Source organism: Citrobacter sp. BDA59-3 (genome assembly GCF_015167655.1).
In the GTDB taxonomy this organism is placed as follows: domain Bacteria; phylum Pseudomonadota; class Gammaproteobacteria; order Enterobacterales; family Enterobacteriaceae; genus Phytobacter; species Phytobacter diazotrophicus.
Genome location: NZ_CP063427.1, coordinates 4,659,499 through 4,674,501 on the forward strand (window position 1 = coordinate 4,659,499; position 15,003 = coordinate 4,674,501).

The 15,003-nt window shown below is 55.1% G+C and carries 13 protein-coding genes; 6 read left to right on the plus strand and 7 right to left on the minus strand.

The annotated features are described in order from the left end of the window. Positions 1-484: 484 nt before the first annotated feature. Positions 485-1,867: an amino acid permease gene (locus IP582_RS21845; protein WP_193794445.1), complete on the minus strand. Its 1,383-nt coding sequence runs from the start codon at positions 1,865-1,867 to the stop codon at positions 485-487. 335 nt (positions 1,868-2,202) lie between these two features. Here IP582_RS21845 and IP582_RS21850 point away from each other — a divergent pair, with 335 nt between their 5' ends. The 3 genes from IP582_RS21850 (at position 2,203) to IP582_RS21860 (ending at position 4,780) form a co-directional block, all read left to right on the plus strand. Further along, on the plus strand, positions 2,203-2,682 hold the full coding sequence (locus IP582_RS21850) for an Lrp/AsnC family transcriptional regulator (protein ID WP_039077540.1): 480 nt from the start codon (positions 2,203-2,205) through the stop codon (positions 2,680-2,682). A gap of 251 nt (positions 2,683-2,933) precedes the next feature. Next, positions 2,934-3,548 (plus strand): YitT family protein, encoded by a 615-nt coding sequence (locus tag IP582_RS21855; RefSeq protein WP_039077539.1) that lies wholly within the window; start codon positions 2,934-2,936, stop codon positions 3,546-3,548. A 38-nt stretch (positions 3,549-3,586) separates the two neighbouring features. Continuing rightward, a complete protein-coding gene (locus IP582_RS21860) occupies positions 3,587-4,780 on the plus strand; it encodes an amino acid aminotransferase (protein ID WP_193794446.1) in 1,194 nt (397 codons plus the stop codon). Positions 4,781-4,784: 4 nt separating this feature from the next. Here IP582_RS21860 and IP582_RS21865 read toward each other — a convergent pair whose 3' ends face one another. From IP582_RS21865 to IP582_RS21890, 6 genes are all read right to left on the minus strand, one after another. Beyond that, positions 4,785-7,109, minus strand: a complete 2,325-nt coding sequence (locus tag IP582_RS21865; RefSeq protein ID WP_193794447.1) for a molybdopterin-dependent oxidoreductase — start codon at positions 7,107-7,109, stop codon at positions 4,785-4,787. 160 nt (positions 7,110-7,269) lie between these two features. Further along, entirely contained in the window at positions 7,270-8,031 is a 762-nt protein-coding gene (locus IP582_RS21870; protein ID WP_193794448.1) for an SDR family NAD(P)-dependent oxidoreductase, read from the minus strand. Between the two features lie 3 nt (positions 8,032-8,034). After that, positions 8,035-8,490 carry an S-ribosylhomocysteine lyase gene (locus IP582_RS21875; RefSeq protein WP_039077535.1) on the minus strand — a complete coding sequence of 152 codons (456 nt, stop codon included), beginning with the start codon at positions 8,488-8,490 and terminating at the stop codon, positions 8,035-8,037. A gap of 31 nt (positions 8,491-8,521) precedes the next feature. Next, positions 8,522-9,190: a methionine ABC transporter permease gene (locus tag IP582_RS21880; protein ID WP_039077534.1), complete on the minus strand. Its 669-nt coding sequence runs from the start codon at positions 9,188-9,190 to the stop codon at positions 8,522-8,524. Then, on the minus strand, positions 9,183-10,196 hold the full coding sequence (locus IP582_RS21885) for a methionine ABC transporter ATP-binding protein (protein ID WP_039077533.1): 1,014 nt from the start codon (positions 10,194-10,196) through the stop codon (positions 9,183-9,185). Before IP582_RS21885 ends, IP582_RS21880 begins: the two co-directional genes overlap by 8 nt. 8 nt (positions 10,197-10,204) lie before the next feature. Then, entirely contained in the window at positions 10,205-11,011 is an 807-nt protein-coding gene (locus tag IP582_RS21890; protein ID WP_039077532.1) for a MetQ/NlpA family ABC transporter substrate-binding protein, read from the minus strand. A 220-nt stretch (positions 11,012-11,231) separates the two neighbouring features. Here IP582_RS21890 and IP582_RS21895 point away from each other — a divergent pair, with 220 nt between their 5' ends. From IP582_RS21895 to IP582_RS21905, 3 genes are all read left to right on the plus strand, one after another. Beyond that, on the plus strand, positions 11,232-12,407 hold the full coding sequence (locus IP582_RS21895) for an aminotransferase class I/II-fold pyridoxal phosphate-dependent enzyme (protein ID WP_193796330.1): 1,176 nt from the start codon (positions 11,232-11,234) through the stop codon (positions 12,405-12,407). 110 nt (positions 12,408-12,517) lie between these two features. Next, a complete protein-coding gene (locus tag IP582_RS21900; RefSeq protein WP_071194468.1) occupies positions 12,518-13,516 on the plus strand; it encodes a Gfo/Idh/MocA family protein in 999 nt (332 codons plus the stop codon). A gap of 429 nt (positions 13,517-13,945) precedes the next feature. Beyond that, complete coding sequence (locus tag IP582_RS21905; protein WP_193794449.1) at positions 13,946-14,914, plus strand: TerC family protein; 969 nt, start codon at positions 13,946-13,948, stop codon at positions 14,912-14,914. Positions 14,915-15,003: the final 89 nt, after the last annotated feature.

The following is a 15,003-nucleotide window of genomic DNA, read 5'->3' on the forward strand; positions in this document are numbered from 1 at the left end:
GACCGGTAAGTGTCCATAATTTCCTCTAATCATCGTTCGATCATTTTAAAACAATGCAGAAGGCTTACTGCGCTCAACCATCCCATCCAGCCAGCATTCTTATTTGAATTGCGGCCCGTCTCTTATGTGTGTTCAGTAACTGTATTTATACACAGTCAATGTACACACAAGGTCGAGGCAAATGAAAAGAGAAAGATACTGCCTTTCTGTTGCGGTTTTTATCCTGCTCAGGAAAGGTAATCAGATATGTATATTCAAACGCACGGGCACAGGATGGATGGCTTTTACAGCCTGCCGCCAGGGGCTTGAGGATGGTGAAACAGTGACCGCCGCCGCAACGTGTGCGGCCACACATCACCATTCCTTATGTCAGGCAGGCTATCGACAATATCCTGATTTCACAGGTTTATTCCGAATACGGCTGGTGACGTTCCCCACCCGTTTTCCACTTCGATGCCGGAGCATCGCTCCGGCATCATCACCTTTAGCCTTGATTCACTTCCGCTACCAGAACGGCGGCGGCGCGTTTTTTCTTCAACATATAGCCCGCCCCCAGCACCAGCAGCCATGCCGGGATCAGACATACAGAGATACGGATCCCCGGCGTCATAAACATCACCACCAGGATCCCCGCCAGGAAAAGCAGACAAATGATGTTAGTCAGCGGATAACCGAGGCTTTGAAAAGCGGTGGTTTTTCCGGTTTTTTGCATGGCGAGACGGAATTTCAGGTGAGTGATACAAATCATCGCCCAGTTGATCACCAGGGCCGCCACCACGAGCGCCATCAGCAATTCAAAGGCTTTGCCCGGCATCACATAGTTGATCAGCACGCACAGCGCCGTGGCCAAAGCCGATACCCCCAGCGCGGTCAGCGGGATCCCCCGGCGGTTCACCTTAAGCAGCGAACGCGGCGCGTTCCCCTGCCGCGCCAGGCCAAACAGCATGCGGCTATTGCAGTAAACACAACTGTTATAGACCGACAGCGCGGCGGAGAGCACCACCAGATTGAGGGCGTTCGCGACGATGTTGCTGTCCAGCGCATGGAAAATCAGGACGAACGGGCTGCCGCCTTCCACCACGTTTTTCCACGGATAGAGCGACAGCAAAACGGCCAGTGAACCCACATAAAACAGCAGAATACGGTAGATAACCTGATTAGTGGCTTTGGGAATGCTCTTTTGCGGATCGTCGGCCTCTGCCGCCGTGATCCCCACCAGCTCCAGACCGCCAAAGGAGAACATGATCACCGCCATCGCCATGACCAGGCCACTGATGCCATTCGGGAAGAATCCACCGTCCTGCCACAAGTTCGCCACCGATGCATCCGGGCCACCGCTGCCGCTAAACAAAAGATAGCCGCCAAAAGCAATCATGCTGATAATGGCCGCAACTTTGATAATGGAGAACCAGAACTCCATCTCGCCGTACACTTTGACGTTCGTCAGGTTGATGGCGTTAATTGCCACAAAGAAAATGGCCGCCGATACCCACGTTGGCACGTCCGGCCACCAGTATTGAATATAAATCCCAACCGCCGTCAGTTCCGCCATGCTTACCAGCACATAGAGCACCCAGTAGTTCCAGCCGGACATAAACCCGGCAAAAGGTCCCCAGTAGCGGTTGGCAAAATGGCTGAAAGAGCCCGCCACTGGCTCTTCAACCACCATTTCACCGAGCTGGCGCATAATGAAAAAAGCAATCACCCCGGCGATGGCGTACCCCAACAGTACGGACGGCCCGGCCATGCGAATGGTCTGCGCAATGCCCAAAAAAAGCCCGGTGCCTACGGCCCCACCGAGCGCAATCAACTGGATATGACGGTTTTTTAACCCGCGTTTTAATTCGTTATTGTGTTGTTCTGCCATCTCTGACCTCTCCCCTGTCTGTAAACGTCACCTTCGGCCAGAGCAACTTTCAGGCCAGTCAGCGGGGAGAACACGACAATGGCAGGCTAACTAACTGAATAAGCGGGAGATATAAATTTCCAGTCACATCCACATCTTGAGCGCGGCGATTGAATTTTCAGCAACTTCGCGCAATAAGCACGCTTAAATCGCACGATGTATGAGAAAAACAGCCTCTGTATGCATGAAAACGAACTGTTTTGGTGCAGCGCAAAAAAGCGCAGCGCCGTCAGGCTTCTCGTCATCAAAAAAGCTGTTAGTCTGTTAGCCACTCTTTCGTTCCGGTATTGGCGCACATGTATAACATCGACGACTTTGATCTGAAAATCCTCACTTTGTTGCAGGCCAATGGCCGTTTAACTAACCAGGAACTGAGCGACCTCATCGGCCTTTCTGCTTCCCAGTGTTCACGGCGTCGTATCGCGCTGGAGCAGGCGCAACTGATTCTGGGCTACCATGCTCGGCTCGCACCGGATGCCGCCGGGCGCGAGATGCTGGGTCTGATTGAGGTGCGTCTTTTAAACCACACGCAGGAGTATGTGGAAAGCTTCCACCAGATGGTGAGCGAAGTGGACGCGATTCTGGATGCCTGGAAAACCACGGGCGATGCCGATTACCTGCTCAGGGTAGCCGTGCCGGATTTGCCAGGTCTGAGCCATTTAATCAGCCATATTCTGGCGCAAAATAAAGGGGTCGCTCATTTGAAAACTTCGGTTGTCCTTAACCGCCTGAAAGAGAATGGCCAGTTGATGCCGGGCAGTGGTCTTGCGCCCTAATACAGGGCAACGCGCCTTATTATGGTGCAATCAATCGGTTAATTAATGTATCCGGTGAGACAAAAATACACACCTCAAGCGAATAACAGCGTAAAAACGCACAAAACACGCAACCTTCTCTTTTCGCCATATCAATACGTTAGCGATATGGCCGCCTGTTTTTCCTCCATTCAATCGCATCAGGAAGCAGATCTGGTGCGTTTTTTGCAAGATATTTCTTATCTTTAGCAATTGTTGAATCGTACTTTCTTATGGATAACGTCCTGACTCCCAATAAACTTGCTCATACCTGGCTGGAAGATGCGCTGGCGCTGCTGTTCGGTACGCTAATGATCTCTTTTGGCGTGATTATGTTTCGCCAGGCGGGCGCGCTCACTGGCGGTACGGCGGGTATCGCTTTTCTGATCCATTACGCGACTCACCTGCCGTTTGGCGTGGCGTTCTTTTTGATCAACCTGCCCTTTTACTGGCTCTCTGTTCGCCGGATGGGCATGCAGTTCACGCTGAAAACGTTCTGCGCCGTGGCGCTGGTGTCGTTGTTCTCCGATCTGCACGGGCGCTTTATCCATTTCGATCAGCTTAACCCCTACTACGCCACGCTGTTTGGCAACATCATGGTCGGCATTGGTTTTGTGGTGCTGTTCCGTCATAAAGCGAGTCTCGGCGGCGTGAATATTCTGGCGCTCTATCTGCAGGATAAAAGCGGCATCCGCGCCGGTAAATTCCAGATGGTGGTCGATGCCTGTATCGTGACCGCATCGCTGTTCTTCGTGAGCCTGCCGATGCTGGCGGCCTCCATTGTGGGCGCCGTGATTCTGAATTCCATTATTGCCATGAACCACCGCCCGGGACGCTATGCGGTGTAATGGATTGACCTCTGACAGTAATTTCAGGAGTAGTGACTGTGTTCCAGAACGTTGACGCCTATGCGGGCGACCCTATCCTGTCGTTGATGGAGACTTTCCATCAGGACACCCGTACTGACAAAGTGAACCTTAGCATCGGTCTGTATTATGACGAGCAGGCCATCATTCCTTGCCTTAAGGCAGTACAACAGGCCGAAGCCCGCTTGCAGAGCCAGCCGCAAAAAGCCAGCCTCTATCTGCCGATGGAAGGTTTCGCCCCTTATCGCAGCGCCATTCAGACGCTGCTGTTTGGCGACAACCATCCGGCACTGAACGCCGGGCGTATCGCCACCATCCAGACGCTGGGCGGTTCGGGCGCGCTGAAAGTGGGTGCCGATTTCCTGAAACGCTACTTCCCGGACTCCGGGGTGTGGGTCAGCGATCCGACCTGGGAAAACCATATCGCTATTTTTGCCGGTGCCGGGTTTAAGGTTCACACCTACCCGTACTTCGATAACGCCACACGCGGTGTCGATTTCAGCGGCATGCTCAACAGCTTAAAACAACTGCCGCCGCGCAGTATCGTGCTGCTCCACCCGTGCTGCCACAACCCGACGGGCGCGGATCTGACGAATGCGCAGTGGGATGAAGTGATTGAGGTGCTGATTTCCCGCGATCTGATCCCGTTCCTCGACATTGCCTATCAGGGCTTTGGCGCGGGTCTGGAAGATGATGCCTACGCCATTCGCGCTATCGCCAGCACCGGCCTGCCTGCGCTGGTCAGCAACTCCTTCTCCAAAATATTCTCGCTGTATGGCGAGCGCGTGGGTGGGCTGTCCGTGGTGTGTGAAGATGCTGACGCCGCCGGACGCGTGCTGGGCCAGTTGAAAGCCACCGTGCGTCGCAACTACTCCAGCCCGCCGAATTTTGGCGCGCAGGTCGTCTCCACGGTGCTCAATGACCCGGAGCTTAACGCCCTGTGGCGTGCGGAAGTGGACGCCATGCGCACCCGTATCAGCGAAATGCGCCAGGCGCTGGTGGATGTCCTCAAAGATGCCCTGCCAACGCACGACTTTACCTACCTGCTGACCCAGCGCGGGATGTTCAGTTACACCGGATTCAGCGCTGAACAGGTGGATAAACTGCGCGAAGCCTTTGGGGTCTACCTGATTGCCAGCGGCCGCGTGTGCGTGGCGGGCCTTAACCACAGTAATATCGGTCGCGTGGCTTCAGCCTTCGCCGCCGTTCAGTAAGGCATCAGGCCTGTTTTTGTTGCGCGAGCGTGACAAAAACAGGCGGTTCCCAGGCCGTTATCGCCGGTAACGGCCCTTCAAACTTCACCACGTCCACCCGACAACTCTGGGCGCTGCATCCTTGTCCCAGCCGCGAACTGCCGCGATCTTCTGTTAAAACGTTGGGATTGCCATGTTTATCGAGTGGCTGATCATCTTCTGTATTCTGCGGATCATACCAGGCGCCGGTGGACATCTGCACCACGCCGGGCCGGATGGCCTCGCTCAGTTTCACCCCGGCCAGTAACGCACCTCGCGTATTGAACACTTTCACCACCTCGCCGTCGTGAATGTCGCGCTCTTCGGCATCATGCGGATGCATCCACAGAGGTTCACGCCCGGCGATTTTGGTCTCCCGGCTCACGCTGCCGTGGTCGTACTGGCTATGCAGGCGGGTACGCGGCTGGCTGGAGAGCAAATGCAGCGGCCATTCGCGGGCGAGCGCCTGCTGATATTGCGCCTCCGGCTCGTGCCAGTACGGATGCCCCGGACACTCTTCGTAGCCAAAATCGGCAATGGTCTGCGAAAAAAGCTCAATTTTGCCGGAAGGGGTGGCAAGGGGCGCGTTCAGCGGATCGTCGCGAAAATCTTTAAGCAAGATCTGCGGCCGGGCGGGGCGTGAAAATTCCAGAACGCCCTGCTGCCAGAACGCATCGAACGGCGGGAGCGCGATCCCGTCTGCCCCGGCTCGGGGGCGCGACTGCTCGTACATAACCTCCAGCCATGCTCTGGCGTCCCGCCCTTCGGTGTAAGCCTCACCAAACCCGAGACGGGCCGCCAGCCCGCTGAAAATGGTATAGTCGTCACGCGCATCGGCAAACGGCGCAATATGCTGGCGCATGGCAATCATAAAGCCGTCGTTGCTGGCACTGCCGATATCTTCCCGCTCAAGCGAAGTGGTGGCAGGCAGGACGATATCGGCGAATTTCGCCTGTGCGGTCCAGTACTGCTCGTGGACCACAATGGTTTCCGGGCGCCGCCAGGCGCGTACCAGCTTGTTCAGATCCTGATGGTGATGAAAGACATTGCCACCCGCCCAGTAGACAAAGCGAATATCGGGGTAAAGGTGGGTCTGCCCGTCAAATTCATAGGGTTCGCCGGGGTGCAGCAGCATATCGGAAAATCGGGCAACCGGAATTTTCCCCTCAACCGGATTGCGCCCCTGGGGCAAACGCGGGCCGGAAAAGACGCGACGGTCGGCCCCCGCCAGGTTGGTCGAGGCGTAGCCGAAGCCCAGCCCACCGCCGGGAGTGCCAATCTGCCCCAACAGTGCGGTTAACGCCACTGTCGCCCAGAAAGCCTGTTCCCCCTGACGGGCTCGCTGAACCGACCAGGCAATGTTGATCATCGTGCGATGCTGTGCCATCTCATGTGCCAACTGGCGAATCACCCCGGCAGCGAGTCCGGTTCTGGACTCGGCCCATTCCGGGCTTTTTACTACGCCGTCGCCCCGGCCAAAGAGATAATCCCGGTATGGCGCGAACCCGACCGTGTGGCTGTCGACAAAGGCCTGATCGTATAACGCGTCGGCAATCAGCACCTGGCAGAGCGCCAGCAGCAACGCCGTATCGCTGCCGGGTTTGACCGCCAGCCAGTCGGCATCCGGCACGGCTGAAAGATCGTTTTGTACCGGGCTGATATTGATGAAGCGGGTGCCGTTGCGGCTCAACGTCTGCAACCAGTGCTGTAGCGCGTGGTCGTTGGCCCCGCCGCCGTTAACCTGCGCATTACGCAGCGGCAAGCCACCGATGGCGACAAACAGTTGGCAGTGTTCCGCCAGTACCGGCCAGTGGGTGTGCTGGCGTTGTAAGGTGTCGAGATCGCCAAGAATGTGCGGCAAAATGCGCTCCCCGGCGGCGATACTGTAGGTGTTGGTGCTGCCGGTATAGCCGCCAAAGAGATTGAGAAAACGGTGAAGCTGGCTCTGCGCATGATGAAAACGTCCGGCGCTGGACCAGCCATAAGAGCCGCCATAAATCGCCGCATTGCCCTGCTCGCCTTTAACCCTGGTGAGTTCATCGGCCACCAGCGTCAGCGCCTGCTCCCAGCTCACTTCGACAAAAGGTTCACGCCCGCGCCCCTCCCGGCTGACGGCGCCCCCTTTCAGAAACCCTTCCCGCACCGCCGGACGACGAACGCGTGATGTCCCCTGCACCGCGCCCGGCAACGACTGCCCAATCCGTGACGGGTTGCTGTCCCACGCAACCGGGCTGACCGCGGTCAGCTTGCCGTCATCGGTGGTCACCCGATAGGTTCCCCAGTGCATTACCGCAAGTTGCTCGGGTTTCATTGTGGTACCTCGATATAAAACCTGTTAATCAGGCAGTTATGGTTACAGGCAGTCTGGAACCGGACAGCGCGCAACAACAGGAACGTACATGAAGTACGTGAGGCTTGTGAGCACTGCCCTGCGCCAAAATGGCAAATGAGATAGCCTGATGGGAAGGTTTTTAATGCATCGTCATCCCACCGGTCACATTAATCGCCTGCCCGGTCATATAGGCCGCCAGCGGGCTTGCCAAAAACGCCACCACGCCAGCTACATCGGCTGGCTGCGCCGTGCGGCCCAGTAACACCTGCGAGCAGTCTTCGGCATAGATGGCTTCCGGCGTCATGCCGCGCAGCTCTGCGCCTTCCCGACGCTCGCGCCACTTCATCTCTGTCTCGACAATGCCGGGGCAGACCGCGTTCACCAGAATATTGTCACGGGCAAGCTCAATGGCCATCACTTTGGTCAGGCCGAGCACCGCATGTTTAGAGGCCACATACTGGCCCATTAGCCGATAGCCATTTTTGCCCGCCTGCGAGGCGATGTTGATGATGCGTCCCGCCTTTCTGGCCCGCATCAGCGGAATGGCCGCCTCAGAGAGCCAGCCAATCGCTTTGACGTTCACATCCAGGATACGCTGCCAGTCAGCCTCATCCATGGCATCGACCGCGCTCATCGCCGAGACGCCACAACTGTTGACCAGGATGTCCACGCCGCCGAAGGTCTCCACGGCGGCGCCAATGAGCTGATGGGCCTGTTCACGCGAAGCAACATCGGTACGTACCACCAACTGGCGCAGGCTCTGCTCCCGCGCTCTGGCGGCGATATCACCGATCACTACGTTCGCGCCGCCCCGATGCAACAGTTGCGCAATGGCTTTACCGATGCCCTGTAGACCGCCCGTCACCACCGCGGTCTGGCCGCTAAAATCGAGGGCAATCATCGCTTATTCCCGAAACGGGTCGTCACTGATACCGGCTTCCAGCACCAGCTTCGCGTACTCCTGAGCGGAGAACAGCGAATGATCGCGATAGTTGCCGCAGGCAAGCGGTGTGACCGCAGGCACATCCGTTGCGGTAAGCACACGCTGCAAGACCCGTGTCAGCGCCGCCGCGATGTGTTTCGGATCGTGCTCATCCCACAGGATCAGATAGAAACCGGTACGGCAGCCCATCGGCGAAATGTCGATAACCCCTTCCAGCTCTTCGCGCAGGCCAAATGCCAGCAGGTGCTCCAGGGTGTGCAGCGCCGCAGTGGGAATGGCATCCACGTTAGGTTGCAGGAAACGTAAATCAAACTTCTGCACCACGCTGCCAAGCCGGTGACGTTCATAACCTGCCACGCGGACATACGGGGCTTTGACTTTGGTATGGTCGAGGGTAAAGCTCTCTACAACTGGCATGTTTATCTCCTGAACAGATGAAATAGCGGCCTTACTCGCGACGAATACGGCGGGCAAAGCGGGTTCCGAGGGTCTGGATAAGCTGGACAATGACAATCAGCACCAGCGCGGTGACCAGCGTGGCGAAGGCATCAAAGCGCTGATAGCCATAGGTAATGGCCAAATCGCCGATACCGCCGCCGCCCACGGTGCCGGCCATGGCGGTCGCCCCCAGCAGGCCAATGGTGGCGGTCGTGAGGGCCAGGATCAGAGATGACGCGGCTTCCGGCAGCATAAAGTGCCAGATGGTCTGTAAAGCGGTGGCGCCCATGGCATCGGCGGCTTCGAGGATCCCCTCGTCCACCTCCAGCAGCGAGCTTTCCACCAGCCGGGAAATATAGGGCGCAATAAAGACAATCAGCGGCACAATCGCACCCGCCGTACCAATAGTGGTGCCCACCACCAGACGGGTGAAGGGCAGAATGGTAATCAGCAAAATAATAAACGGCAGCGAGCGGACAACGTTGATTGTCGGGTTCAGCACCTGGTGCACAAATCGGTTGGGCAGAATGCCGCCAGGGCGGCAAACCACCAGCACAATACCCAGCGGAATACCGAGCAGCGAACCGAAACCCAGCGAAACAGCGATCATCACCAGGGTGTCATGCAATGCCAGCAGGAATTGATCGCCGGTGACGGCGGTGTCAATAAAATCAAACATGGGTGATTTTCACTCCTGCGTCGCGAAGATGGGCAATGGCGCGCCCGGTTTGCTCAGGCTCGCCAAGGATCTGTACGATCATGAACCCCAGAATGCGGCTCTGGACTTCGGACATGCTGGCAAAGAGGATATTCACCTCGATGGCATAGTCCTTGATGATGCGGTTGATAATGGGCTGTTGCGCCGTTGCGCCCACAAACTCAAGACGCAGGGCCTGCGCGCCGTTATCCCGTTGCAGCACAGCGGAGACGCGCTCCGGCAGCTTGTCGTGAATCACCGACTGCACGAAACTGGCGGTGACCGGATGCTGCGGCTGGGCAAACAGGTTAAAAACGTCGCCCTGCTCCACAATGCTGCCGTTTTGCATCACCGCGACCTTGTTACAGATTTTCTGGATTACCGACATTTCGTGAGTAATCAGCACAATAGTGATGCCATAGCGGCGGTTGATCTCCTGCAACAGCAATAAGATCTGCACTGTGGTATGGGGATCCAGCGCCGATGTCGCCTCATCACACAACAGGACTGACGGGTTGGTCGCCAGCGCACGGGCGATACCGACACGCTGTTTTTGCCCGCCTGACAACTCGTTCGGGAAGCTATGCACCTTATCGCTGAGATTGACGAACTCCAGCAGCTCCGTCACGCGTGCCTGAATAAACGCCTTATCACGCCCCTGTAAAATGAGCGGAATGGCTACATTGTGAAAAACCGTTTTTGAATTCAGCAAATTAAAATTCTGAAAGATCATGCCAATGTCTTTCTTGATGGCACGCAGACGCTTACCGCTAAATTCCTGCAACACTTCGCCATTAATGACCACCTCTCCCTGGCCTGGCGATTCGAGACGATTGATTAAACGTAGCAAGGTACTTTTCCCTGCACCGCTATAACCAATAATCCCGAAAATATCGCCCTTAGCAATACTAAGGTTAATGTCCTTTAATGCCAGAACCGGGTTTCCTTTTCTGGAGAATGTTTTACTGACATGGCGAAACTCAATCATTGCATCGTTCATTTCAAATAATCAGGTTGCAGATAACCGTTATATTGCTCGTGAGTCAGAATGTAATTTTTGAAATCGGCTGAGTGATACCCGGCAACAATATCTTTAGCAAACTGCGCGTCTTTATTTTTCCCGGCGATGGTGACAACGTTTATAAACTGGCTCACCGGGGTTTCAAGCTGTAATGCCGAATTAAGTTTCAGGCCGCTGGAGACGGCAAAATTCCCCTGAATCAAACCGTAATCCACATCTGGCAGCGCACGTACCTGCTGGGCGTTATCCATCTCTTTGAGAACAATTTTGTACGGATTTTCGAGGATATTACGCTGCGAGAAGGTGGCCGGATCGCTGTCTGGTTTGAGTTTTACCCAGCCAAGGCTTTGCAGCACTAACAGAGCACGATATTCATTAGGTGGCTGATTAGGAACAGAAATCACTGTACCTGCCGCCGGGGTTTTCAGCGTTTTGATTTTACCGCCATACAGCCCCATTGGCGGCGTGGGCACCTGCACGATACCGATATTGTCGATCCCAAGACGCTCATTCACCGATTTTAAATACACCGGATGCTGCATGATATTAGCTTCGATGTTGCCACGGGCAACCGCATCGTTTACCTGAATACCATCGCTGAAATCTTTATATTCAACTTTATAGCCTTTCTTAATCAGAAATGGCGCGACACCTTTTTCAAACTGTTCTTTATAAGGTCCTGGATTAAAGCCAACACGAATAATATTATCCTGCGCCGCAGCCAGAAAAGAAGATGATGACAACAAAGCAAAGACAAAACCTAATACAACTGGCTTTTTCATAACGCAATTTCCCTGTTGGTGTGCAATTAAAAGTGATTAAATCACAGCCGACTGTGCGTTGTAAGTCACATAACCGGATTTCATTTTGCTTTTTTAGCATAAATATAATCAGGAAATTCATATCTAGAAATCGCCAATGAATAGCTAATTTTGTTGCTTAGACAATCCACAAAAATAAATTAAAGATGGAAACATATTGATAAATCAATTCGAGAACACCATGCCTGATTTTAATGCCTCACCGCTGGTCGATGCGCTGGAAGAGAATTTATTCAGTGTACTGGAAAAACTGGCCGCCCAGGTGAACACCCCCGATTTACCGCTGATCGATCTCTCAAGCGGCAGCCCGGATCAACCTACGCCGCCGGAAATCATCGCCTCTCTGCAAGCGGCGATCCAGCGGCGTGAAAACCACGGTTATCCCTCATTCTGGGGCAAACCACAGGTCCGCCAGGCGATAGCCGACTTTTATCAGCATCATTATGGCGTGACCCTGGATCCCGACAGTGAAGTGGCGGTCTTTCAGGGATCGCATATCGGCGTGGGTGGGATCCCTCGTGCGGTACTCAGTCCAGGGCAATACCTGATTTCTACCGACCCCTGCTACCCCATTTACCGCTCGGCAGCGTTGCAGTCACAGGCACATTTTTACGGCCTGCCGCTTCACGCTGAAAACCAGTTCCTGCCCAATTTCAATGACGTGCCAGATGACGTTGCCGCCCATGCCGGGCTGGTTGTCCTCAACTATCCGCATAACCCGACGGGTGCGCTGGCAACACCGGCGCTGTTCGCCAGCGCACTGCAATTTGCGCAGCGTTACCATGTGCCCATCCTGCATGATTTCGCCTATGCCGCTATTGGCAGCGATGCCGCAGACACTCCGCTGAGCCTCTTTTCTCAGCCTGATGCGAAAGCGTGGGGAGTAGAGACGTATACCTTCTCGAAGACCTTTAATATGGCGGGCTGGCGCTTTGGTTTTGCGGTCGGTAACGCCTCGATAATCAAGGCATTTAAAAAACTGCATACCCACAGCTACAGCACCGTGTTTGGCGCAATTCAGGATGCGGCAGTCACGGCGCTCGCCCTCCCCTCTGCGCGTCTAGCGCAACTGGTATCGGTCTATCATCAGCGCCGCGAGCGTGTGTTACACCGCCTGGCGGCGCTGCGCTGGCCGGTACGCGAAAAGCAGGGCACCTTTTTTCTGTGGCTTGCGGTACCGCCCGCGTTTAGCTCACAGCAATTTGCCCAGTTGTTATTGCAGGAAGCGCATGTGCTGGTCGCACCTGGCGCTGGTTTTGGGCCAGGGGGAGAAGGGTTTATTCGCATTAGCCTGACGGCGGGGGATGATGCATTGCAAAGCGCGCTGGATCGCATTGCCGGGCTGCATCTTTTTTGACAAAAAGAGTGACGTGCGAGACGTCTTCCATAACCGGGAGATGAACCTTTTTTCATCTCTGCGCATCATGTTACAGTGCCAGACAGTGCTCAGTTAAAGGAACTCGCTTAATGATACGTTTTGCTGTCATTGGCACAAACTGGATCACCCGCCAGTTTGTCGATGCCGCCCATGAAACGGGCAAATATAAACTCACGGCGGTGTACTCCCGTAGCCTCGAACAGGCGCAGGATTTCTCCAGGGATTACCCCGTCGAACATCTTTTTACTTCGCTGGAGGCCATGGCGCAAAGCGATGAGATTGATGCGGTCTATATTGCCAGCCCTAACTCGCTGCATTTCCCGCAAACCCGCCTCTTTCTCAGCCACAAAAAGCATGTGATTTGCGAAAAACCGCTGGCGTCGAATCTGCGCGAAGTGGAAGAGGCAATTGCCTGCGCCAGAGAGAACCAGGTGGTGTTGTTCGAGGCGTTTAAAACCGCCAGCCTGCCCAATTTTGTGCTGCTGAAACAGTCGCTGGCGAAAGCGGGCAAACTGCGCAAAGCGTTTCTCAACTACTGCCAGTACTCTTCGCGCTACCAGCGCTATCTGGATGGCGAAAACCCGAACACCTTTAACCCGGCCTTCTCTAACGGCTCGATTATGGATATCGGCTTCTATGTTCTGGCGGCGTCTGTTGCGCTCTGGGGCGAACCGAAGGGCCTCCAGGCCACCGCCAGCCTGCTGGAAAGTGGCGTTGATGCCCACGGCGTGGTGGTACTCGACTACGGCGATTTCAGCGTCACGCTGCAACATTCCAAAGTCAGCGACTCGGTGCTGCCAAGCGAAATTCAGGGCGAAGCGGGTGCACTGCTAATCGAAAAGATCTCAGAATGCCAGAAGCTCTCTTTCGTGCCACGTGGCGGTAAAGCCCAGGATCTGACGCAGCCGCAACATATCAACACCATGCTGTACGAGGCGGAAACCTTCGCCAGCCTGGTCGAGCAGAATGAAGTCAACCATGCAGGCCTGGCCGTCAGCCGTATTACCGCGAAGCTATCGACTGAAATCCGCCGTCAAACGGGGGTGGTTTTCCCGGCAGACGACGTGAGCGTGGAACTGCCTGCGTAAAGATATGTAAAACAGATGTTACAGATCATTGACGGGAGGAATAGCCTGTCATATTTTGTTACGAGCAAAGGGGAGTAACTTCGTTGCCGGTGGGTCGTCATTACGATGCGTCTATCCTAAAGATTTCGAGTTGCAGCCACACTACGGCTGTTCGAAATATAACGGGTACAAGCATCCGGTCGCCGGGCGTCATTCATGTGACGTAAGTGAGACCTTGCCGAAAGGCGAGGACCCAATTGCACCTAAAGCATGCGGCTGACGTCTTTCGACGTTAGCCGTTTTTGTTTATACACATAATCATTCTGGATGCGTCGCGGCGGCAAGACTGAGAATCACCAGGAGCTTACCAAGTAAGTGACTGGCGTGAGCAGCCGAAGCCGACAAAGAGGCAGCCAGAAGGATGAAGTGTAAGGTGCTGAGGAACCTCACATGAATACTGTCGGTACACCGCTACTCTGGGGCGGATTCGCCGTTGTTGTCGTTATCATGCTGGCTATCGACCTCCTGCTTCAGGGGCGACGTGGCGTGCACACGATGTCCATGAAACAGGCGGCCGTCTGGTCGCTGGTCTGGGTTAGTCTTTCTCTCTTATTTAACGCTGCCTTCTGGTGGTATCTGGTACAAAACGAGGGCCGCGCCGTTGCCGACACCCAGGCCCTGGCATTCCTGACCGGCTACCTGATTGAAAAAGCGCTGGCGGTGGATAACGTCTTTGTCTGGCTGATGCTGTTCAGCTACTTCTCGGTACCTGCTGCGCTGCAACGTCGCGTACTGATCTACGGCGTGCTCGGCGCGATCGTCCTGCGTACCATCATGATCTTCGCCGGAAGCTGGCTCATCTCCCAGTTCGAATGGCTGCTGTATGTCTTCGGCGCCTTCCTGCTGTTCACGGGTGTGAAAATGGCGCTGGCAAAAGAAGATGAAGGCGGCATTGGCGATAAACCCCTGGTCCGCTGGCTACGCAGCCATCTGCGCATGACGGACAAGATCGAAAACGAGCATTTCTTCGTGCGTAAGAACGGTCTGCTGTTTGCCACGCCGTTGCTGCTGGTGCTGATTCTGGTTGAACTGAGCGATGTGATATTTGCGGTCGACAGTATTCCGGCTATTTTTGCCGTCACCACCGACCCGTTTATCGTGCTGACGTCTAACCTGTTTGCCATCCTGGGTCTGCGCGCGATGTACTTCCTGCTGGCGGGTGTGGCAGAGCGTTTCTCCATGCTGAAATATGGCCTGTCGGTGATCCTGGTATTTATCGGTATCAAGATGCTGATTGTCGATTTCTTCCATATCCCGATTGCCATCTCGCTTGGCATCGTGGGTGGCATTCTTATGGTAACGCTGCTGATTAACGCATGGGTTAATCACCGTAACGACAAACGCAAGCTTGCTAAATAAGCAGCTCTAAGGGGCTGAGGTCACAACGTCCCTGGTACGCCCTCTTTCCGGAGAGGGCGTTTTTCTGATTTTTTCCCCCGCCAGTACCT